General features: G+C 68.9%; 15 protein-coding genes. 6 read left to right on the top strand and 9 right to left on the bottom strand.

Annotation, left to right across the window (positions count from 1 at the left end; all coding sequences use genetic code 11):
* Nucleotides 1-168: 168 nt before the first annotated feature.
* Genes AAHM44_RS07810 through AAHM44_RS07790 form a run of 5 tightly spaced genes read right to left on the bottom strand, consistent with a single transcriptional unit; the run spans nucleotide 169 to nucleotide 6,969 of the window.
* Nucleotides 169-1,563 carry an HlyD family type I secretion periplasmic adaptor subunit gene (locus AAHM44_RS07810; protein WP_269572803.1) on the bottom strand — a complete coding sequence of 465 codons (1,395 nt, stop codon included), beginning with the start codon at nucleotides 1,561-1,563 and terminating at the stop codon, nucleotides 169-171.
* Entirely contained in the window at nucleotides 1,560-3,713 is a 2,154-nt protein-coding gene (locus AAHM44_RS07805) for a type I secretion system permease/ATPase (RefSeq protein WP_342249591.1), read from the bottom strand. Before AAHM44_RS07805 ends, AAHM44_RS07810 begins: the two co-directional genes overlap by 4 nt.
* 25 nt (nucleotides 3,714-3,738) lie before the next feature.
* On the bottom strand, nucleotides 3,739-4,740 hold the full coding sequence (locus AAHM44_RS07800; protein WP_269572802.1) for a polysaccharide pyruvyl transferase family protein: 1,002 nt from the start codon (nucleotides 4,738-4,740) through the stop codon (nucleotides 3,739-3,741).
* Complete coding sequence (locus AAHM44_RS07795) at nucleotides 4,737-6,218, bottom strand: lipopolysaccharide biosynthesis protein (protein WP_342249590.1); 1,482 nt, start codon at nucleotides 6,216-6,218, stop codon at nucleotides 4,737-4,739. Before AAHM44_RS07795 ends, AAHM44_RS07800 begins: the two co-directional genes overlap by 4 nt.
* Nucleotides 6,208-6,969 (bottom strand): glycosyltransferase family 25 protein, encoded by a 762-nt coding sequence (locus AAHM44_RS07790; protein ID WP_269572800.1) that lies wholly within the window; start codon nucleotides 6,967-6,969, stop codon nucleotides 6,208-6,210. The genes AAHM44_RS07795 and AAHM44_RS07790 overlap by 11 nt, the downstream gene beginning before the upstream one ends.
* Before the next feature lie 224 nt (nucleotides 6,970-7,193).
* On the opposite strand from AAHM44_RS07790, the gene AAHM44_RS07785 reads away from it, so the two are divergent.
* The 5 genes from AAHM44_RS07785 to AAHM44_RS07765 are packed head-to-tail and all read left to right on the top strand — an operon-like array spanning nucleotide 7,194 to nucleotide 16,035.
* Nucleotides 7,194-8,063: a glycosyltransferase gene (locus tag AAHM44_RS07785; protein WP_342249589.1), complete on the top strand. Its 870-nt coding sequence runs from the start codon at nucleotides 7,194-7,196 to the stop codon at nucleotides 8,061-8,063.
* A complete protein-coding gene (locus AAHM44_RS07780; protein WP_269572798.1) occupies nucleotides 8,063-9,016 on the top strand; it encodes a glycosyltransferase family 2 protein in 954 nt (317 codons plus the stop codon). Before AAHM44_RS07785 ends, AAHM44_RS07780 begins: the two co-directional genes overlap by 1 nt.
* Nucleotides 9,013-9,930: an endonuclease/exonuclease/phosphatase family protein gene (locus tag AAHM44_RS07775; RefSeq protein WP_342249588.1), complete on the top strand. Its 918-nt coding sequence runs from the start codon at nucleotides 9,013-9,015 to the stop codon at nucleotides 9,928-9,930. Before AAHM44_RS07780 ends, AAHM44_RS07775 begins: the two co-directional genes overlap by 4 nt.
* Nucleotides 9,927-11,225 (top strand): outer membrane beta-barrel protein, encoded by a 1,299-nt coding sequence (locus AAHM44_RS07770; RefSeq protein WP_342249587.1) that lies wholly within the window; start codon nucleotides 9,927-9,929, stop codon nucleotides 11,223-11,225. The genes AAHM44_RS07775 and AAHM44_RS07770 overlap by 4 nt, the downstream gene beginning before the upstream one ends.
* A 13-nt stretch (nucleotides 11,226-11,238) precedes the next feature.
* Nucleotides 11,239-16,035, top strand: a complete 4,797-nt coding sequence (locus tag AAHM44_RS07765; RefSeq protein WP_342249586.1) for a hypothetical protein — start codon at nucleotides 11,239-11,241, stop codon at nucleotides 16,033-16,035.
* Here AAHM44_RS07765 and AAHM44_RS07760 read toward each other — a convergent pair.
* Genes AAHM44_RS07760 through AAHM44_RS07750 form a run of 3 tightly spaced genes read right to left on the bottom strand, consistent with a single transcriptional unit; the run spans nucleotide 16,011 to nucleotide 18,513 of the window.
* Nucleotides 16,011-16,760 (bottom strand): serine acetyltransferase, encoded by a 750-nt coding sequence (locus AAHM44_RS07760; RefSeq protein ID WP_342249585.1) that lies wholly within the window; start codon nucleotides 16,758-16,760, stop codon nucleotides 16,011-16,013. The two genes, AAHM44_RS07765 and AAHM44_RS07760, sit on opposite strands and share 25 nt — an antisense overlap.
* The gene (locus tag AAHM44_RS07755; protein WP_269572793.1) at nucleotides 16,760-17,323 is read right to left on the bottom strand and encodes a polysaccharide biosynthesis/export family protein; all 564 of its coding nucleotides are present in this window, start codon (nucleotides 17,321-17,323) and stop codon (nucleotides 16,760-16,762) included. Before AAHM44_RS07755 ends, AAHM44_RS07760 begins: the two co-directional genes overlap by 1 nt.
* Nucleotides 17,320-18,513, bottom strand: coding sequence for a glycosyltransferase (locus AAHM44_RS07750; RefSeq protein WP_342249584.1), 1,194 nt, complete (start codon nucleotides 18,511-18,513; stop codon nucleotides 17,320-17,322). Before AAHM44_RS07750 ends, AAHM44_RS07755 begins: the two co-directional genes overlap by 4 nt.
* Nucleotides 18,514-18,711: 198 nt before the next feature.
* Here AAHM44_RS07750 and AAHM44_RS07745 point away from each other — a divergent pair, with 198 nt between their 5' ends.
* Nucleotides 18,712-19,881 carry an acyltransferase family protein gene (locus AAHM44_RS07745; RefSeq protein WP_342249583.1) on the top strand — a complete coding sequence of 390 codons (1,170 nt, stop codon included), beginning with the start codon at nucleotides 18,712-18,714 and terminating at the stop codon, nucleotides 19,879-19,881.
* A gap of 110 nt (nucleotides 19,882-19,991) precedes the next feature.
* On the opposite strand, the gene AAHM44_RS07740 is transcribed toward AAHM44_RS07745, so the two are convergent.
* The gene (locus AAHM44_RS07740; protein WP_342249582.1) at nucleotides 19,992-22,178 is read right to left on the bottom strand and encodes a calcium-binding protein; all 2,187 of its coding nucleotides are present in this window, start codon (nucleotides 22,176-22,178) and stop codon (nucleotides 19,992-19,994) included.
* Nucleotides 22,179-22,339 lie beyond the last annotated feature (161 nt).

Below are 22,339 nucleotides of genomic sequence, written 5' to 3'. Positions count from 1 at the left end.
GTCCCCGCGGTGGGCGGGGGTTTTCACGATTGGGGGGAAGAGCCTTGTTCTAACCCTTCGTCATCCCCGCGAAGGCGGGGATCCAGGGTGGCAGAGCGGCGTCCCTTGTGACTCTGGATCCCCGCCTTCGCGGGGATGACGAGTGAAGGTTGGGAACTAGGGTAAGCCCTACCGCTCCCGTCCCGCAGTGGTGCGGATCTCGTCGATCGGGCTCAGCAGATAGGATGCCAGCGAGCGGCGGCCGGTGCGGATGTCGGCGGTTACCGCCATGCCGGGGGTGAGCTTCACGCTGGCGCCGTCGCGCTGGATCGTCGCGCGGTCGAGCGCGATGCGGGCGGTGTAGATCAAGCCCTGTTTCTCGTCCTGCACCGCGTCCGAGCTGATCTGCTCGAGCCTGGCGGGTACCGCGCCATAGCGGGTGAAGGGGAAGGCCTCGACCTTGAGCGCGACCGGCTGGCCGGCGGTGACGAAGCCGACATCCTTGTTGGCGATCGCCACTTCGGCGACCAGCTTCCCGCGGGCCGGCACGATCACCATGATCGGCTTGGCCGCCTCGACCACGCCGCCGACCGTGTGGACGGCAAGCTGGGTGACGGTGCCATCGACCGGACTGACCAGGCGCTGGAGGCTGGAGCGCTTCGTCGCCTTGGTCAGCTCCTCCTTGCGCAGCCGGGCGTCGCTCTCCGCCTTGGCGAGATCGGCGAGGATCCGGGCGCGCGCCTCGGCGGCGGACTGGCTGGAATTGCCGCCGGCCACTGCGATCTGCGCCTGTGCCTTGCGCGCGGTGGCTAGCGCGGCGTCGCGGTCGCGCGCGGCGGCGAGGCGCTGGCGGCGCATCTCGATGACCTTGAGCTTCGAGACATAGCCCTTCTCGAGCAACTTCTCGTTCGCCTCGATCTGCTCGTCGAGCAGGGGCAGGGTCTCGCCGAGCTTGGCGGCCTGGATCTGCGCCTCGGCCCGGGCGGCGCGGGCGGCTTCCGTATCGGCGGCGCGGGTCTGGGTGCCGGCCTGGATCTCGGCGAGCTGGGCGCGGGCGAGCGCGACCTGGGTGGCGGCGACTTCGGCGGTGGTGCCGGCGGGCGGGGTGAAGCGCAGGCCTTGTCCGTCGAGCCCGGAGAGGATCGCGCGCAGCCGGGCGGCGTCGAGCTCGGCGGCTTCCAGCGCCTTGCCGGCCTGGGCGGCATCGGCATCGGAGACAGTGGGATCGAGCTCGACCAAAGGCTGGCCGGCACGGACCTGCTGGCCGTCGCGGACCAGGATGGCGCGGACCACGCCACCGGCTCCGGGCTGGATCAGCTTGACGTCGTCGGCGGGGACGAGGCGGCCGGGGGCGGAAGCGACGACATCGACGCGACCGAGGAACAGCCACAGCAGCGCGACCACGAGCAGGCCGAGCAGCACCCAGGCGGTGATCCGCGCGGTAGGCGAGACCGGGCGCTCGACCACTTCGAGCGCGGCGGGGAGGAAATCGGTCTCCTCGGTGCGCATCGCGGTGCGGGCGCGGGCACGCTCATTGTCGAGTGCGTCGCGGATCGCGGTCCAGTGATGGGTGATCGCGTTCATGCGGCGGCTCCCGCCTGCACGCCGATCTGGCGGTGGTGGAGCGCGGCGTAGCGGCCGTCGAGGCGGAGCAGTTCGTCATGCGTGCCGCTCTCGACGATGCGGCCCTTGTCGAGCGTCAGGATGCGATCGCACTGGCGGATCGCGGAGAGGCGGTGGGCGATGATGAGGACGGTACGGCCGGCGGCGATCGCCTTGAGGTTGCGCTGGACGATCTCCTCGCTCTCGGCATCGAGCGCAGAAGTGGCTTCGTCGAGGATCAGGATGCGCGGGTTGGCGATCAGCGCGCGAGCGATGGCGAGGCGCTGGCGCTGGCCGCCGGAGAAGTTGACGCCGCGCTCCTCTACGATCGTGTCGTATCCCTGCGGGAGGGAGAGGATGAAGTCGTGCGCGCCGGCCAGCCGCGCGGCGGTCATCACCCGCTCGATCGGCAGGGCGGGGTCGGCGAGGGCGATATTGTCGCGGATCGAGCGGTTGAACAGGACATTCTCCTGCAGCACCACGCCGATCTGGCGGCGGAGCCAGGCGGGATCGATCTGGGCGAGATCGACGCCGTCGATCAGCACGCGGCCGCTTGCGGGGAGATAGAGGCGCTGGAGCAATTTGGTCAGCGTCGACTTGCCCGAGCCCGAGGCGCCGGCGATGCCGAGCGTGGCGCCGGCGGGCAGGTCGAGATTGATGTCGTCGAGCGTCCAGGGGCCGTCGGCGGCGTAGCGGAAGCGGACATTCTCGAAATGGATGTGGCCGTGGAGCGCCGGGAGCGCGGTGCGCGAGCCGGCGCCGGGCTCCGGGCCGGCGTTGAGGATGTCGCCCATCCGCTGGATCGAGAGGCGGACCTGCTGGAAGTCCTGCCAGAGCTGCGCCATGCGGATCACCGGGCCGGAGACGCGCTGGGCGAACATGTTGAACGCGACCAGCCCGCCGACGGTGAGCGCGCCGGCGATCACCTGTTGCGCGCCGAAGAACAGGATCGCGGCGAGGCTGAGCTTCGAGATCAGCTGGACCGCCTGGCTGCCCGAATTGCCGAGGTTGATGACGCGCTGGTTGGCGGCGCTGTAGGCGGCGAGCTGGCGCTCCCAGCGATCCTGCCAGAGCGGCTCGACCGCGGCGGACTTGAGCGTCTGCATGCCCGAGACGCTCTCGACGAGCAGCGCGTTGTTGGCGGCGCCGCGGGCGAACTTCTCGTCGAGGCGGCGGCGCAGCGGGCCAGTGACGATAAGCGAGACGATCACATAGGCGGGCAGCGTCAGTGCGACGATGACGAACAGGATCGGCGAGTAGAGCCACATCGCGATCAGGAAGACGATCGTGAACAGCGGATCGACCAGCACGGTGAGCGAGGCGCTGGTCATGAACTCGCGCACCGTCTCGAGCTCGCGGACGCGGGTGACGGTGTCGCCGACCCGGCGGTTCTCGAACCAGGCTAGGGGGAGGCGGAGCAGGTGGCGGAACAACCGGCTGCCCAGCTCGACATCCAGTTTTTGGCTGGTCTCCGAATAGAGGCGGGTGCGCAGCCAGCCGAACGCGACTTCCCAGAGCGAGACCAGCACCAGCCCGATCGCCAGCACCTGGAGGGTGGCGAGGCTGTTGTGGGCGAGGACCTTGTCGACGACGTTCTGGAAGAAGAGCGGGGCGGCGAGGCCGAGCAGGTTGAGCGCGAGGGTGATCAGCAGCACTTCGCCGATCAGCCGCCGGTATCTGACGATCTGGGGGATGAACCAGGTCATGTCGAAGGCGGGCGCGGCGACCTGAGCGGACTCGCGGGTGGTGACGAGCAGCAGTTCGCCCGACCAGTTGGCGTCGAGCGCGGTACGGTCCCAGCGGGCGATCGGCTCGCCGGGGCGCTGGACGGCGGCGGCATCCTCGCCGACCCGGCCGATCACGAACCAGCCCTGCGGACCGCTGGCCAGCACCGGCATCGGCAGGCGGCGGAGGCGCTCGAAATCGGCTCTGGTCGCGCGGGCGCGGACGCCGTCGATCCGCTTGGCCAGGCGGAGCAGGTCGGGCGTGGTGACGGGGTCACCGTGGCCGAGATCGTGGCGCAGCTCGGCCGGGTCCACGGCGACGCGGTGCATGGCGAGGATCAGGGCGAAGGCGGCCAGCGCGTTGTCCGGCGCGGGGCTGGACGGCTCGAAGCTCAGGTCCTGCTGCACGGTGCGCCTCCTCTCGTTGGGGCTCCTAGCCGTTGACGATCTGCGGGGTTCGGCAGGCGAGCGCGGTGGCGAAGCCCTGGGGCCGGCTGGTGGCACGGAGCAGGCCGGAATAGTCGCCGGTCCACTGGTCGGCGAAGCCCGCGACCTTGCCGTAGCTGTTGTCGAGCAGCACGTGCGGGATATCGAGCAGCAGCGACAGGATATGGGCGTGCAGCCGATCGGTGACGACGATCTCGCCGGTGGACAGCATCGCGAGGCCGCGCTGCAGGCGCCATTCGGCGAGGCGGCGCTGGCGGGTGGCGCGCTGCGACATCGGATCGCGGTTGAGCAGCCGGTTGAGCTTGAGCGACAGGCGCAGGTGGCGCTTCTGGGCGGGATCCTCGATCAGCCAGTCATCGGCGACCACGCCGGCGGGAAGCGGCTCGTCGGTGCCAGCGGCGCGCTCGTGATCGGTGCGGAGCAGCGCGAAGACCGGCGAGGTAGCGGGCTGGCGCTGCTGGCGGCCGAGCATCAGCGCGGCATCGGGGCAGAGATGGATCGGGCAATCGAAATGCTCGCGGGCAAAGGCAAGCGAGCGGGCGTCGCGGACCAGCAGGGTGAACTTGCCGTGCGCGCGGATCGCCTCGGCCATCTCGCGCGCCGCCTCGGGATCGGCATAGTGGATCGATTCAGGCATCTGGATGATCGGGTGGCCACGGTGCGTGCGCAGCAAATGCAGGCGGAAGGCTTCGTGCTTCGGCCAGAGCGTGCCCATATTGCCGCCGCCGTGGATCAGGATCGGGCCGCCGCCGATCGCCGCGCGGCAGGCGGCATCGTCGAAATCGGTGATCGCCGAATAATAGACGGGCAGGCGGCCGCGCTTCCTGAGATAGGCCATCTCGCCGAGCCAGATGGCGGAATCGCCGACATTGGAGTGATCGGGGAAATCGACCAGCGCGATGCGGCCCGCGGGCAGCACGCTGTCGAGCACCTGGGCAAAACGCTGGGCGAGTTCGCCGACGAGCTGGTCGGCAGTCTTGGTGGTCATATCCGGCCCTTTCTGAGGCGTCTGGACAGGGACAGGAGGCGGCCGCGCCACGGCCGCGAGATGGCGAGAAGCAGGGCGCCGTAGAAAAGCGCGCCGAGCCCGGTGAGCAGGAGCAGCACGCTCCAGCCCGAGAGATGCGTGTCGAGCAGCCGCATCGCGACCGCGAGCGCGACACCCATCGCGGTCGAGGCGATCAGCGGGGCACCGACCGCGCGCCATGTGTCGACCGGGCGGATGCCCGAGGCGCGGCGCAGCAGCAGGATCTGCATCGGCAAGGTGAGATAGGCGCGCCCGACATAGGAGACGGCGACCGCCAGCAGGCCATAGGGCAGGGCAGCCAGCGTCAGGATCACGCCGAGCACCAGCTGGGTGGTCGACAGCGACATCAGGCTGCGCGAGGCGCCGAGTACGCTCAAGGACGGCGAGGCGAAGAAGTTGAGCGTGAAGGGCACCGCCATGAAGGCGAAGATCTGGGCGAGCTGCCCGGCCTCGTCCCACTTCGCGCCGAACACGGTGGGGATGGCGACTGGGGCGAGTGCGCCGAAGCCGACCAGCGCCGGAAAGGAGATCGCCGAGGCCTGGGCGATCATCCAGCGATAGGCCTGGCGCAGCTCGGCCGGCTCGTCCTTGACGCGGGCGAGGGTCTGCACCGCGACCTGGGTGAAGGGCTGGATCGCGCCGCGGCCGATCAGCTCGACCGTGCGCCAGGCGGTGCGATAGACGCCGACCGCGGCGAGGCCGATGCCCGCGCCGATCGCCATTTCCTGGACGCGCACGGTCGCGAGGAAGATGAGCTGGACGTAGATCAGGCTGGCATTGAGCATGAGGTTGTCGCGCAGGATCGCGGTGTCGAACTTCCAGCCTGGCTTCCAGTCATAGGACATGCGCGAGAGGATCGCGCCGGCGATCTCGGTGACGAGGCGCTGGATGACCAGGCTCCACAGGCCGAGCCCGGCGAACGCGGCGACCACCGCGCAGGTGCCGCCGATCAGCCCGCCGACCACCGAGCGCAGGGCCGTGGTCTTGTGGCCGAACTCGCGCAGGCGCAGCGCAAGATGGGTGCCGCCGAAGGAGGAGATCGGCAGGACCAGGCTCATCACCGCGAGCGGCAGCGCGATGTTCGGTGCGCCCATCAGGTCGGCGATCGGCTGGGCGAGCGCGACGATCAGCGCGGCCGAGAGGAAGGAGAAGCCCTGCTGCGAGCGGTAGATCGTGTCGAGGAAATGCGGCGTGATCTCGGCGCGTCGCGCGATCGTCTGGACGAGCCCGGCGGTGGCGATGATCCGGAACGCCTCGGCCGTCACCGCCATCACCGCGAACGCGCCGATGTCCGCGCGCGTGAGCAGGCGGGCGAGGATGACGAAGACGATGAAGGAGAAGAGCTGGTCCGACAGGAAGCGCGTGATCGTCCAGCCGATCGAGCTGCGGCTGCGGGCGCGCAGCCCGTCGTCGAAGCGGTTGGGAAGCTCAGCGTTCAAGCAGGCGCCTCGCTTTCAGCATGCGCATGCGGGTGCGCTCGGCATGGCGCCAGATCTTCTGCCGCAGCGAATGATAGAGCGGATCGGTCTTGGGGCCGAAGCGCGCGGCGCCGATGTCCGACACCACCGCCGCCTCGAGGATCGGCGCGGGAAAGAGCGCGAGGTTGGGCAGACCGTGCGCCCAGCTGCGATCCATCTCGTCATCGACCGGGCGGCGGACGATGCGGCAATGCTCGACCAGGCGGCGCGCGCCCTCGAGCGTGATCGCATAGCCCTGGGTGCCATAGGCGGGGCCGACAAGCTCGACGATGGTGCGCGAATGCTGGAGGAAATCGCGCCGCACCACGCGCTGCCAGGTGGGGCGCTTTGCATAGAGGCGCAGATAGTCGATGCCCTGCGCGCGCAGATCGGTGCGGGCGAGCGGCTCCAGATAGTCCCAGTCGACGACGGTATCGTCTTCCAGCACGATCGCCTGGGGCACGCCGCGCACCACCATGTCGAGCCAGATCGAGAAATGGCTGGCATAGCAGCCGATCTCGCCCTTGCTCATCGCGCGCCCCTTGTTGGCGCGGATTGCGGGTTCGTCGAGGGTCATGCCCGGCGCGGGGCCGGTGCATGCATCGAAAAAGCGCCAGACGAGCGACGTGTTCGTCGCCCGCGCGGCAAATGCCGCACGACGCGTTTCAGCGGTTTCGAGCGACACCACCAGAACTTCGGCGGCATCCCCCAGTTCGGGCAGGGACTCACCCATTAAGCACACGCCTCCTGCTCATGTTCCCACCTGCATGATGCAGTGCAACAACATTGAATCGTCCGGCGCGATCCTTGGTAGCGGGCAAATCTTGAGGCGCGAAGGCGGGTTTGGCTCCGGTCATCCGGACAAAGGGGCAGCTCGTCTTCGCAGGTGCGACATGCGGTTGACCCGGGCGCTGCGCCGGGCTGTCTGAAGCCTGACTGCACTGAACAGGCGTATCTATGTTTCAAGTAGCTGTCGTCATACCCGTGTGGAACGGAGAAGCGGTGATCGGCCGCTGCCTGGAGGCGTTATCCAGGCAGACCATCCCGCGTGACGCGTATCAGATCATCGTCGTCGACAATGGATCGAGCGATTCGACCGCCGATATAGCGCGCGGCTTCGCGGGCGTGGAGGTAATCGCGGAGACGCGGCCCGGCTCCTATGTCGCGCGCAATTTGGGGATCGGGCGCGTGGATGCGCCGATCACCGCCTTTACCGATGCCGATTGCACGCCGGCGCCCGACTGGCTCGAACAGGTGCTGCGCGCGGCGGCGGCCCATCCGGGCTTCGGCGTGCTCGCTGGCAAGATCGAGCTGCTCGACGAGATCGCGCAGGAGCGCGAGGTGTTCGGCGACTATGAGCGGCTGTTCAGCTTCCCCCAGGCACATGCGGCACGCGGCAATTGCGCTACCGCCAACTGGGCGAGCGAGACGGCGGTATTGAAGCAGCTGGGCGGGTTCGATGCCGCGCTCAAGTCCGGCGGCGACCGGCAGATGGCGCTGCGCATCCGCGCGGCGGGCTACCCGCTGGTCTATGTACCCGAGATGGTGGTGCGCCATCCGGTGCGCGCGAACCGGGCCGAGCTGGTGCGCAAGCGGCAGCGGCTGAGCGGCGGGCGCTGGGATCGCACGGCGAAGCGCCCCAGGCTGGCGCATGTGCTGGGCGTGACCGCGGTGGATACGGTCCGCCGGCTGCGGCGCGCGGCGGTCTCGCGCGAACTGTCGCTCAGCCGCCGGCTGGCGGTGATGCTTCTGACGATCGAGCTCGCCGGGGTGGCGGTGGGCGAATTCTTCCATCTCGCCGGGGGGCGAAAGGCAGCACGCGACTGATGACGTCCCCGAATTTCTCCGTGGTGATGCCGCTCTTCAACAAGGCCGGCCATGTCCGCGCCGCGATCGACAGCGTGCTGGCGCAGCGCCTGCCGCCCCAGGAGATCGTGGTGATCGACAACCGCTCGACCGATGGCGGGCGGGGGCTGGTCGCCGCGATCGACGATCCGCGCATCCGGCTGCTCGACCTGCCGATCCCGGGGCCGGGCGGCTATGCCGGGCGCAACCTTGGCATCCGCGCGGCAGAGGGCGACTGGATCGCCTTCCTAGACGCCGATGATCTCTGGGCGCCCGAACATCTCGCCCAGCTTGCCGAGGGGATTGCGGCCGATCCGACGGTGTCGGCGGTGGCGACGCGGTTCGACCATGTCTTTGCCGATCGCAGCCAGCAGCAGCGGATCGCGCCGTCGCTCGCGCAGGCAGTGACGCTCGACCTGGCGGGGTTCCTCGATGCGTGGCTGACCGTGCGCGAATGCCCGATGTGGACCGGGGCGATCGCGATCCGGCGTGACGCATTGTTCGCCGCAGGGTTGTTTCCCGAGGGCAAGGCGGTGCGCGGCGGCGACAAGGATTTGTGGCTGCGCGTGCTGGCGCGGGGTAGCCTGCGCTACGATCCGCGGGTGAGCGCGGTATTCCACCGCGACTCCGAGAACAAGGTGAGCAAGTCGACCACGACGCTGGGGCTGCCCTGTCTCGTCGATACCGCGCGCGGACTGATCGATGGAGCGGGGCCGCGCGAGGCGGCATTGCTGCGCCGGCTGGTGAACCAGGAGATCGCGCATTACGCCCGCTATGCGATGAAGCATCCGGGGCGCACCGCGATCCGGGTGGGCGATGTCTATCTGCCCGAAGGCGCCGGCACCGCCGCGCTGCTGCTCGCCGCCAAGCTGATCCCGGCACCGCTCCGGCAATCCGGCCATGCCCTGCGTAACCGGCTGCTTGCCCGCGCGTGAGGCTGGTCCGCATCCTGGGCGCCCTGCTGATCGCGGGGGGCAGCCTCGCGGCGTGGGTGTCCTACGCAGGCGCCTTCGTGCCGACGCTCGACGCTGTCGCTTCCTTCATGCCCCTGTTCGGGCTGATGATCCTGACCGGACTCGCGCTGGGCCGGCGGCTGGGACTGTGGGCGGTCGCGGCGGCACTGCTCGGGCTGGCGCCGGTAGCATTGCGCGTGGTGCCCGAGTTGACCCGCGACGTGCCGCGCGCGCGATCTGGCATGCAGCAGGTGCGGGTGCTCAGCCACAATGTCTGGGTGAAGAACAGCGATCCCGCCGAGACCGCGCAGACGATCCTCGACGCCCGGCCCGATGTGGTGATGCTGCAGGAACTGGACGGCAATTTCCGGCCGATGCTGGCAGCACTGCGCCAGAAACTGCCTTATGGCACCGATTGTCCAAAGGGCTGCGGCATGGCGATCCTCTCGCGCTGGCCGATCGACGACAGCGGCTATCTGCTGCGGGACGAAGCCGGGCGGAAATTCGGGCCGCCCCTGACCTGGGCGCGGATCATCGGGCCCGACCAGCGCCCCTTCACCGTGATGACGCTCCACTATCCGCATCCGACCATGCGCGACCAGGCGGTGCGGATACGCGACATGGCGCAGGCGCTGGCACGGATCGATCGCGAGGGGCTCATCGTTGCAGGCGACATGAACCTCACCCCCTGGGCCGCTGCGATGCATGCGCAAGACCAAGGCTTCGCGCCGCTCACCCGCATGACCCGCGCGCTGCCGAGCTGGCCGCGCGCCCTTCCCATGCTGCCGATCGACCAGCTCTATGCCGGGCCCGACTGGGGGCTGGTTTCGGCCGAGAGGCTGCCGGCGACCGGATCGGACCACCGGCCGGTGCTCGTCACGCTGGGGCGCCGGTGAAGCGCGCGGCCTGGACCCTGCTGCTCGGCGGCTGTGCGCTGGCGACGCCGGCGCTCGCCCAGCAATCGGACGCGACCGACGGGCTCGGCTCGGTGGCGAGCGAGAATCCTTTCGGGCGCGACCGCAATGTCGGCGTGCTCGAGCGGCGGCGGCCGGATTACACACCCGAGCCGATCCATGTCGGCACGCTCGAGCTGATGCCGCGCGTGGCGATCGGTGCCGGCTATGACGACAATCTCTATGCCCAGCCCGATGATCGGACCGGCGATGCCTATCTGCGTATCCGGCCGAAAGTCTCGCTGGTGCGGCCCTCGCAGACGCTCAAGCTGAGCCTGGACGGCGAGCTCGACCTGCTGCGCTATGCGAAGCGGGCGAGTGAGAATGCTACGCAATATGCGGTGAACGCGAGCGCGCTCTACACGATCAGCAAGTCGGACACGTTCAACCTGGCGCTGCGCAACGGGCGCTACAGCCAGGAGCGCGTCTCGCCCGATTCCCCGACCCAGGCGACGCGGCCGATCCGCTTCACGCTGAGCGAGGGGACGGCGACCTACACCCATGTCTTCAACCGGTTGCGGGTGCGCGGCGTGTTCGATGTCGAGAACCGCAATTATGCCGACAGCGTCACGCCTTCGGGCGCGGCGATCGACCAGGATTTCCGCGATCACACGACCTATACCGGCACGGCGATCGGCGAATATGCGCTGAGCCCGAGCATCGCGCTGTTCGTGGCCGGATCGGTCAACCAGCGCGACTATCGCGAGCGGACCGGGCCGGTGCCGGCGCGCGATTCCTCGGGCTTCGAGCTGGCCGGCGGTGCGAGCTTCGAGCTGGGGCGCAAGGCGCGCGGCGCGCTGCGGCTCGGCTATATCCGCCAGGACTACAAGCCGGCGCAGTTCCAGGACATCTCCGGCTTCCTGGTGCGCGGCGAGCTTGCCTATTTCCTGACGCCGCTGGTGACGATCACCGGCACGATCGACCGCGGCATCCGCGAGACCGGCGTCAACGGCGCGACCGGCTATCTCGCGACCAACATGACGCTGCGCGCGGATTACGAGCTGCTGCGCAATCTCATCCTTGGCGTGGGCGGCGAACTGGAAAAGCGCGACTTCAACAATATCGACCGGAGCGACGATCGCTGGACCTGGCGGGCCAGCGGTTCGTACCTGGTCAGCAAGCGGATGGCGCTGCGGCTCGACCTGCAGCGGCGGACCCAGGCAAGCTGGGGTGTAACGGCGGGGCGCCGGTTTACCGACAACCGGATTTCAATGGGGGTGACCTTCTCGGGCCTATGAGGAGACCCCTGCCATGCCGACGCTGTATATCTCGCCGACCGGAAGCGGTTCGGGCGACGGCTCGAGTGCTGCCAACGCCGCGACGCTGAAGGACCTGCCGAAGCTGATCGCCGCGGCCGGACCGGGCGGGCAGGTGCTGATGCTGGCCGACCAAGGCGCCTATACGGCGCCGAGCGAAGCATTGGCGATCGTGGCGGGCGGCTCGGCGAGCGCGCCGGTGACGATCCGAGGCGTCGACAGTGCCGGCAATGCGATGGCGGCGACGATCGTCGGGACGCGGGCCGATCCCTTCGACCCGGCGGGTGCGGACGGCGAGGAAGTGTTCCGGCTGCTGGGCGGGGCGAACAACCTGCGGTTCAGCGACATCGCCTTCGAGAATGTCGGCACCGGCTTCCGGGTGGGCGGCGACCTCAGCAACCTGGTGATCGAGCATGTCGAGGCGCGCAACGTGATGCGCTTCTTCGACAATATCGCCTCGGGCGCGAATGCCGGCGCCAGCATCACCGGGCTGACGATCCGCGACGTGGCGGTGGACGGGTTTTCCAAGGGCGCGATCCGCGTCCAGTACAACAGCAGCAACGTGCTGATCGAGGATGTGCGCGGCGACAGCCAGTTCCAGGACGGCGACAATTTCGCGATCGGCGTGCATATCGACGGCACCGCGCATGACGTGGTGATCGACCATGTCGCGATGCGCAACGCGCTCGACACGGTGAACGACTATCGCAACGGCGACGGCTTCGCGACCGAGCGCGGCACCTACAACATCACGCTGCGCGACGTGATCGCCACTGGCAACAGCGATGGCGGGCTCGACCTGAAGAGCGACAATGTCGTGGTCGATGGCGCGATCGTCTCGGGCAATGGCCGGAACATCCGGCTGTGGGGCGACGGGGCGGTGCTGAGCAACATCGTCAGCCTCGATGCGGGCGCTTCCACCCCTGGCGGCAATCGCGAGCATATCTGGCTGGCCGAGGGCGCCAGCGCGACGATCGACGGGGCGTTCTTCTCCGATCCCGGCTCGCCGACCCTGTTCAACCTGGCCGAGAAGAACGGCGCGCTGACGGTGAATGACTATGCGCTCGCGACCGGGGCGGGCACGGTGGTCTCGAAGAAGGGCACCGGATCGGTGCTGACCTTGAACGGGCAGCAGGCGGTGGTGGCCGCGGGCACCACGGGTGACGACAGGATCGGCGGCACGGCGAGCGCGGACGCGCTGCTCGGCGGCGCGGGCGACGACATGCTTCTCGGCAATGCCGGCGACGATGTGCTGAGCGGCGGGGCGGGCGCGGACATATTGGTCGGCGGCGCGGGGCGCGACCTGCTCAGCTATGCGGGCAGCGCCGCTGGCGTGCAGATCGACCTGGCGCGGCTGACGGCCAGTGGAGGCGATGCCGCCGGTGACCTGTTCGACGGGTTCGAGGATGTCGAGGGATCGGCCCTTGCCGATGTGCTTGCCGGCGATGCGGGGGCGAACCGGCTGTTCGGCGGCAATGGCGACGACAGGCTTTCGGGCGGCGCGGGCGACGATCTGCTCGATGGCGGCGCGGGCGCGGACCTGCTCGATGGCGGCGCCGGGATCGACCGGGTGGATTATGGCAGCAGCGCCGCGGGCGTGACGGTCGACCTCGCCAATGGCGCGGCGAGCGGCGGCGAGGCGGCGGGCGACCGGCTGATCGGGATCGAGGCGGTGGAAGGCTCCGCCTTTGCCGACACGCTATCGGGTACCGACGGCGCCGACTGGTTCGGCGGCGGCGCGGGCAATGACCGGATCGACGGGCGCGGCGGTGACGATCTGCTGGTTGGCGGGGCAGGCGCGGACACGCTGATCGGCGGCGCTGGGTTCGACAGCGCGGACTATTCGGGCAGCGGCGCGGCGGTGACGGTCGATCTGGTCGCGGGCACCGGCAGCGGCGGGGACGCGCAGGGGGATGTGCTGTCGGGGATCGAGCGGCTGGTCGGCTCGGGGTTCGACGATGTGCTGAGCGGCGATGCGTTCGACAATGTGCTGGTCGGCGGTGCGGGTGCGGATCGGCTGACCGGCGGCGGGGGCATCGATACCGCCGATTATTCGACCAGCGGCGCGGCGGTGACCGTGCCGCTGGGCGGCACCGGCAGCGGGGGTGACGCGCAGGGCGATGTGCTGTCGGGGATCGAGAATCTGGCCGGCTCGGGCTTTGGCGACGTGCTGGCCGGAGATGGTGCGGCCAATGCGCTGTCGGGCGGTGCGGGCAATGACCGGCTGGCCGGCAATGGCGGTGCGGACCGGCTCGACGGCGGGGGCGGAACCGACGCGGCGGACTTTGCGAGCAGCGCGAGCGGCGTAACGGCGGACCTTGCCGCGGGTACGGCTTCGGGCGGCGTGACCCTGGTGGCGATCGAGGACCTGATCGGCACGGCCTTCGCCGATATGCTCTACGGCGACGCCGGCGCCAATCGCCTGGCCGGCGGCGCGGGCGCGGACCTGCTCGATGGGCGCGACGGGTTCGACACCGCGGATTATGCGGCGTCGGGTACGGCGGTGCAGGTCGATCTCGCGCTGGCGGTGCAGGCGGATGGCGATCGGCTGGTGAGCATCGAGTCGGTGATCGGCTCGGGCTTCGACGATGTGCTGGCGGGGACGAGTGCCGCCGAGGCGCTCTATGGCGGTGCGGGTGCGGATCGTCTCGAAGGGCGGGGCGGTGACGATCTGCTCCAGGGCGGCGCCGGCGCGGATACGCTGATCGGCGGCGATGGCGTGGACACGGTCGACTTCAGCGCCAATGCGAGCGCGATCTCGATCAACCTGCAGACCGGCATCAGCACCGGCGGCGATGCCGAGGGCGATCGCTTCGACGGGGTCGAGCGCTTTATCGGCACCAGTTTCGCCGACACGCTGATCGGCGATGGCGGCGACCAGATCCTGGTCGGCGGTGCAGGCGGCGACCGGATCGATGGCGCCGGCGGGTTCGATACCCTGGTCTATTCGGGCAGCGCCGCGGCGGTGAAGGTTAACCTGGCGACGGGTGCCGTGTCGGGCGGCGATGCGCAGGGTGACAGCATATCGGGGATCGAGGCAGTGGTCGGCAGCGGCCTTGCCGATACGCTGACCGGCGACGCCAATGCCAACCGGCTCGAGGGTGGCGCCGGCAACGACACGATCGACGGCGGCGCAGGCGCGGACGTGATGATCGGCGGCGCGGGCGACGACAGCTATGTGGTCGACAATGCCGGTGACCAGATCATCGAGGCGGAGGAGGGCGGCACCGACATCGTGCGGACCAGCCTGTCCGCGCTGGCGCTGGCCGATGGCGTCGAGGACCTGAGCTATACCGGAAGCGGCGGTTTCACCGGCACCGGCAACGCGCTGGGCAACAGCATCTACGGCAAGGCGCTCGACGATGCGCTCTACGGGCTCGACGGTGACGACAAGCTGGTCGGCGGCGCGGGTGCGGACCTGCTCGATGGCGGCGCCGGGCGCGACCAGGTTGACTATACCAAGTCGACCGCGATCATCGTGAACCTGGCCACCAATATCAATCATGGCGGCGAGGCCGAGGGTGACCGGCTGGTCAGCATCGAGACCGTAATCGGCTCCAACTATGCCGACAGCATCACCGGCAGCGACGATGCGCTGGTCGGCGACATGCTTTATGGCCGAGGTGGCGACGATGTGCTGATCGGTGGCGCGGGCGACGACCAGCTCGACGGCGGCGCCGGCAACGACGTGCTGCGCGGCGGCACCGGCAATGATCTCTATATCGTCTATGAGGCCGGCGATCAGGTGATCGAGGCGGCGGGCGAAGGGCGCGACCGGGTCCGCACCGCTGCAAGCAACTACACTCTCGGCGCCAATCTCGAGGAACTGGTCTATACCGGCACGGTCGGCGCGACGCTGACCGGCAATGTGCTCGACAATTTCCTGGTCGGCGGCGGAGGCGAGGACCGGCTCTCGGGTGGAGATGGCGCGGACGTGCTGCGCGGCGGCTCGGGCGGCGATCTGCTCGACGGCGGCGCGGGATCGGACACGGTGGAATATGCCGGGTCGCTTGGCGGGGTGCTGGTCAATCTGCGCACCCAGACCGCGAGCGGCGGCGATGCCACCGGCGACAAGCTGACCAGCATCGAGAACGCGCAAGGCTCGGCTTTTGACGACACGCTGCTCGGCAGCACCGGGGCCAATGTGCTGACCGGCGGCGATGGTGCCGACACGCTGTCGGGCGATGACGGCAATGATACGCTCTGGGGCGGGCTCGGCGCCGACCGGCTGGACGGCGGCAAGAATGAGGACCTGCTCTACGGCGAGGACGGGGCAGACACGCTGTATGGCGGCCAGCAGACCGACCGTCTCTACGGTGGGTCGGGCAACGATATGCTGGTCGGCGACAGCGAATGGGTGTCCTCGCTGGCGGCGAAGGACACGCTCGACGGTGGCGACGGCGATGACGTGCTGGTCGGCGACGGGACGAGCATGACCGCGACCGGGGTCGGCGGCGCGGATACGCTGATCGGCGGGCTTGGCAACGACGTGCTCCACGGCGACGCCATGAACATGGCGGCCGGCGCCAAGGGCGGGAACGACAAGCTGACCGGCGGTGGCGGAAGCGACCGCTTCGTCTTCGCGCGCGGTTCGGGCCAGGACGAGATCACCGACTTCACCCGCGGCGGCGCCGAGGCGGACCGGATCGACCTCAGCGCCTTCGACATCGCCTATGAGGCGCTGCGCTTCGCCACGAGCAGCGCCGGGGTGACGATCCAGCTCGGCGGCACCGACACCATCCTGGTGCGCGGCGTCACGTCACTGGATCAGAACGACTTCATCTTCGGCTGATCCTGGATCCAGCCATGCAGCGCGCCTTCGCAGGCCGCGAGCAGTTCGGGCGGGGCCAGGCGGTTGATGTAACCGTCAGAGCCCTGGTCCGATAGCAGCTTGGCGGGGATGCCGCCAACCACGCCGCGATCGGGCACGTCCTTGGTCACCACCGCATTGGCGCCGATCGCAGCCTCCGCGCCGACCTGGATGCCGCCGATCACCTTGGCGCCCGAGCCCAGGAAGGTGCGGTCGCCGATCACCGGCGCGCCGCGCTTGGCGCCGCGGTTCATATAACCAAGCACCACGCCGTGGGTGATGTTGACGTTGCTGCCCAGCACCGTGTCGCCATGGAAGTAGAAGCCGCCGAACCGGTTGAGGAACAGGCCCGGGCCGATCTCCATATATTCGGGGATGGCAAAGCCGTATTTGTAGCGGGCGCGCAGCAGCAGCCATTTGGCGAGCGGATAGAAGCCGAACGCCTTGGCCGGCTTGAGCTTGAGCCAGCCGGCGGTGCGCATCAGCACCGTGTATTTATAGCCCGGGGTGAAGGCATAATGCTTGAGGAAGGCGCCCGTGCTGACCCGGCCCGCATAGCGGTACAGGTCGGCGGCGAGCAGCGCCTTCAGCTTGGCGAAGCTGACCGGGCAGCCGCGCAGATGCGGCTTGCCGGTTTCGGGCAAGGGGTCAGCGTGAGTCAGCTCTGGCGCCGGATCGGGCGCGAAGCTTGCGGTGGCCATGTCCATCAGAAATAGCGCTCCCCGAATCGGATCGTGTCACCGGGCAGCACGGCGAAATCTGCGGTGAGCGGATAGGCGCGCTCGCCGGGCTCGCCCGATCGCTTGAGGAAGACGCGCTTCTCGTTTGCCCGGTAGGTGAAGCCGTCCGCCTTGGCGACGGCGCCACGGATGGTGAGGCCCTGGGTATAGGGATACTCACCCGGCTTGTTGACTTCGCCCAGGATATAGACCGGGCGGAAGCTGGCGACCTGCACCGAGACCTTGGGCTGGAGCAGATAGCCTTCGCGAAGCTGGGTCTCGATCGCCTTGGAGAGCTGGTCCGGCTCAAGGCCGGCCGCCTTGACCTCGCCGATCAGCGGGAAGGCGATGGTGCCTGCCGGCGTCACTTCGAAATCGCCGCTGAGCGCGACTTCGCCATAGGTGGCGACTTTCACCTTGTCGCCGGGCGACAGGGTGAAGGCGGCGGAGGCCGGCGGCGGCGCACCGGTGCCGGCAAGCGGGGTCTGGCCGGCGCAGCCGGCAAGCATCGCAAGCGCCCCCGCCAGCGCGATCTGCATGTGCCACTTCATGAGGTTACTCCCTGACGCAGACGTACATTGTCGTTGAGGCTGGGCGCCGGGGCGGGCGGCGCGGCGAGCGCGGCCTCGATCCGGTCCCAGTAGTTTGTCGCGGCCCGTTCGACGCCGTAATCGAGCGAGCGTGCGCGGGCGGCAGCGCCACAGGCAGTGCGGCGCGGCTCGGACAGCACCCGGCGCAGGGCCGCGGCAAAGGCATTGACGTCATCGGTGGGAACCAATGCCCCGGCCTCGACATCGATCCCGGCATTGATCGCATGCCGGGGGCTGTTCGCCAGAATCTCGGACGGGCCCGAGGCGCAGTTGGTGGCGACCACCGGCACGCCGCAGGCCATCGCCTCGACCAGGCCATTGGGGAAACCCTCGGCATTGGAGGGCATCGCATAGGCGCGGGCGCGGGCGAGCAGCGCATAGGGATTGGCGATGAAGCCCGGCATGTCGACCCGGTCGGCGATGCCGAGCGAGGCGGCGAGCGTGGCGAGCGCGGTGCGCTCCGGCCCCTCGCCGAGGATCAGCAGCCGCTCTGGCAGGTCGGCCCGGGCATAGGCGCGCAGCAACAGGGCGAAATTCTTGTTGGGCACCAGCCGGCCGGCGGCGACGATATAGGGACCGCCGGGGACGAAGGCCGGTTCCTCGGCGGCGAGCCGGGCGATCGCGTCATGATCGACCGGGTTGGCGATCGCCGACATGCGGGCGCGGCGGACGCCGAAATTGTCGGCGAGATCATCGACCACCCCTTCCGATACCGCGATGACATGGGCGGCGCGGGGATAGGCGAAGCGGACCATCGCCCGGGCGGCATGGGCCGAGGCGTTGCTGCCGAGATGGGCACTGGTGTTGACCCGCTCGCTGATCAGCCAGGGCCTGCCGCGCCCGGCCATCGCCCAGGCATTGGCGACATTGGCGCGGGTGAGGAAGCTGAGCGTCGCATCGGGCTGGAGCCGGCCGAGCAGCCCGCGCAGCTGGGTGAGGCTGGGCAGCAATTTATGCCGGGCATCGAGCTGATGCACCTGCACCCAATCGGGCACGCTATAGGCACGCTCCTCATCGTCAAGCAGTGCCAGGTGAATATCGTAACGGTTGCGCCACGGTGCGGAGCCACCGAGCAAAGTCGTGAGCACGCGCTCGGCACCACCGCCGGCGAGTGAATTGATCGCGAATACTATTCGCTTGTTGTTCGGCATCGTCCCTCGCTCGCTTTCGCGCGAAATACGGCCCCCTTGCAACAAGGCGTACCACGGCGATTTGCTGCATTGCACCACGCTGCGCACCGCCCTGCCGCCCGGGCGGGGCAACTGGCCGATTAGGGGCCGCCGCGAGGTGGTCTTGGCCCGTCATGCGGGTCATCAGCGGACATCGACGAACGACACGAAAGGTGCGCGATGGGCCTGGAACAAGGCGGTATCCGCCGGGTCGAATGCCTTGACGGGTTGCGCGGGCTGGCAGCGCTCTGGGTGCTGATCGGGCACATGATGATCCTCACCGGCTTCCGGCTGCCGCTGCTGAGCAAGCCCGATCTGGGCGTGGACCTGTTCATCCTGCTCTCGGGCTTCCTGATGGTGTTCCAGTATCAGCTACGCGCCGGCAGCGAGGACTGGAACACGCCCGGCACCTGGGCGAGCTTCTGGGCGCGGCGCTTCTTCCGGCTGGCGCCGCTCTTCTATGTGACGCTGGCGGCGGCGCTGATCGCGGGCCCGGCCATCTATGAGAGCCGGGTGGCGATCGACAGCTTCCTCGGCCAGGGTCTCCAGCCGGCCGAGCGCTATACCGACGCAAGCCTGGCCAATGTCACGGCGCATCTGAGCTTCGTGTTCGGCCTGCTGCCCGACTATGCCTTCCGTACCCCGCTGCCCGACTGGAGCCTGGGGCTCGAGATGCAATTCTACGCGGCCTTCCCCTTCCTGGTGCTGCTGGCCCGGCGGGCGGGCTGGGTGCCGGCGGCGCTGATCGCTGCAGGCATCGGCGTGGCGCTGGCACTGGCGGCGGGGGCGATCGGGCTCGACTGGCCGATGCCGAGCTTCCTGCCACTCAAGCTGCACCTGTTCCTGTGCGGCATGCTGATCGCCGCCGACCCGGGACCGGGCAAGCGGATCTGGCTGCACCTGGCCGCGGCGGTGCTGCTGGCGGCGATCCCGATCGGCGGCGATCAGGACGTGCTGCACTTCGTGGTGCGCGAGGGCGTGGTGCTCGGCTTCTTCGCGCTGGTGCATCTGCGGCGGCTGGGCCCGATCGACGGGGTGGCGAAGCTGCTCGGCAGCAAGCCGTTCCACTGGCTGGGCGAGCTCAGCTACGGCACCTATCTGATCCACCTGCTGATCCTGCAGCCGGTGGCGGCGGCGGTGATCGGGCGCTTCGGCACCGGGCTGGGCGCGCTCGGGCGCTTCGTGCTGACCGGGGCGGTGGTGGTGCCGCTGACCTATGCGCTGGCGTTCGTCACCTACAAGCTGGTCGAGCTGCCCGGGCAGAAGCTGGGCAAGGCCGTGATCCGGCGCGTGACGGGCAGCGCCGGCCGGGCCCGGCAGACCGTGCCGGAGGAACTGGCGGCGCCCTGATGACCTTGCGTTCCTTGTCACCCCAGGGCTCGACCCGGGGGGCGCTTCCGCCCGGCAAGTCCTGATGTAACGGGACCCCGGCCAAGGCCGGGGTGACGGATGCCGGAGCACTACCCGAACACGAAGTCGCTGGGGCTCAGGCTCTGGGCACCGCGGACGAAGATGGTGTCGGTGCCGATGCCGACGCGGATGCCGTCGGCGCCGGTGGCGAAGCTCAGCTGCTCATAGGCAATGTCGAAGGCGCTGAGATCGATATGGTCGCCCTCGCTCGACGCGAAGTCGCTGATCTCGTCGCTGCCCGAGCCGGGGGCGAAGACGAACCAGTCGGCGCCGGCACCGCCGACGAGCAGGTCGTTGCCGCCGCCGCCGATCAGGTGATCGGGGCCGGGGCCGCCATAGAGCTTGTCGGCGCCGCCGGTAACGTTGCCGCTCATGTCGCGGCCATCGCCATAGAGCCAGTCATTGCCGTCGCCGCCCTCGAGCGTGTCGGCGCCGCCCCGGGCGTCGTCCTTCATCACGTCGCCGTCGCCGATCAGGATATCGTCGCCGGCGCCGCCGACCAGCCGGTCGTTGCCGCCCTTGCCGCTGGCATAGAGGTTGGTCGCGTCGCCGATCAGCAGATCGGCATCGTCGCCGCCGTCGAGCTGGTCGTTGGCGCCCTGGCTGCTCAGCCATTCCTGGTCGCCGACCAGCCGGTCCGCGCCGGTGCCGCCGATCAGCGTATCCGATTGCCAGCCGCCGAGCAGGCTGTCGGCGCCGGCCTGGCCCTGGAGCAGGTCTTCGCCATTGCCGCCGGTGAGCGTATCGGCACCGGTGTTGCCGGCGATCATGTCATTGCCGTCGAGGCCGGAAAGCGTGTCGCTGCCCGCGCCGCCGATCATCGAATTGGCGAGGGCATTGCCGCTGCCGGTGAAGTCGGCAGCGCCGCGGCGGATCAGGTCCTCGATATTGGCGCCGAGCGTGTAGCCGGCGAGCGTGGTCTCGACGCGATCGAGGCCGGCGCCCGCCGCCTCGGTGATCCGGTCGCCCGTGTTGTCGACCAGGAAGATGTCGTCGCCCGTGCCGCCCGTCATCGCATCGGCGGTGGCGGTCGCAGGGAGCGGGAGCAGCGCGATATAGGAAGTCGCACCCGGGGAGGCGCTGCCCTGGTCCACGGTCAGCGTCTCGCGGATCGTGTTGGCGCCGCCGAGGCCCGGGAGGCTGGCCTGGGTCGCGAGGGTCGCCAGCTCCGAATGGGTGATCTCGGTACCGCGGAGCATCAGCTTGCCGCTCGACGAGATCACCTTAGTGCGCGAGCCGGCATCGTCGAAGCGGCCGCCGATTACGGTGACATTGGCGGCGGTATCGAGCCAGAGCTGGTTCTGCTCGGAGATGCCGCCGCGCAGCACCGGGTTGAGCCCGACCGGGTCGATCAGCGTCGCCTCGCCCCATAGCCGATAGTTGCGGCCATTCTCCTCGCTGAGCGCGCGGACCAGCACGGTGCCGTTCGACTTGAGGTCATAGCCGCCATCGCTGTTGCCGCGCGCTTCGGTATCGATGAAGCGGATGTCATAGGCGCCGCGCTCGGTGGCGAAGCCGTCGCCATTGTAATAGGCGCCGGCGGTGCTCTGGACATTCTCCATCACGACCTGGTTGAGCGTGACGTTGTGGACGGTGCCGTCGAGATGGACACCGGCGGGCAGGTCATCCCCGAGTTGCCCGGCCATGTCAGCGCGGACATTGTCGATCAGGACGTTGCTGGTGTCGTACTGGAGGCGGATCGCGGTCTTGGAGAAGCCCAGCACATCGATGTCGCGCAGCGTCAGGCCGGTGATCGTCGCGGTGCCCGAGGCGGCACTGGAATAATCCTCGAAGAAGCGGCGGACATTGTTGGCATCGACGCCCTCGATCCGCAGGTTGCTGAGGTCCGCAGTGACGCGGAAGGCGGTGCCGACATTGTCGATCTGGAGGTCGCGGAACACCAGGTTGTTCGCGCCGGTGCCGAGCTTGAACAACTCGTTGCCGGCGACATCGCCCGCCTGCCAGTTTTCGGGGCGCGATCCGGCGAACTGGGCCTGCATCGGGTTGCCGGCGGAATCGATCCCGCGCACGGTCACCGGATTGCCGTCGGTGCCGCCGCGCGTGATGCCGAGGATGCCGGTGACGTTGTAGTCGCCCTGGTCGGCGACGAGCAGCACTTCGCCGCCGGGGCCGGCTTTTCCGATCAGCGTGTTGAGCGAACCGATCGACGCTGCGTTGTTGATGTCCCGGCCGCTTTTGTCTCCGGATCCGGCTGGCGAGATGTACAGGCTAGGCATGGCAGCGATCCCTTGCTGTTCTTGGCCCGGCTAACATCGATCAAGATCGCTTCCGTGTTGCGTCGCAGCATGGTTAAGCGCGGATTATGCTGATTACCGGAGAGGTTGTTGCGATGGACCGTCGCGGACTTATCGTTTCGATTGCGGGACTTGCAGCGGGA

This window comes from Sphingomonas sp. OTU376, assembly GCF_038440415.1.
GTDB lineage: Bacteria > Pseudomonadota > Alphaproteobacteria > Sphingomonadales > Sphingomonadaceae > Sphingomonas > Sphingomonas kyeonggiensis_A.
This window is presented reverse-complemented; position numbering and strand designations above follow the sequence as displayed.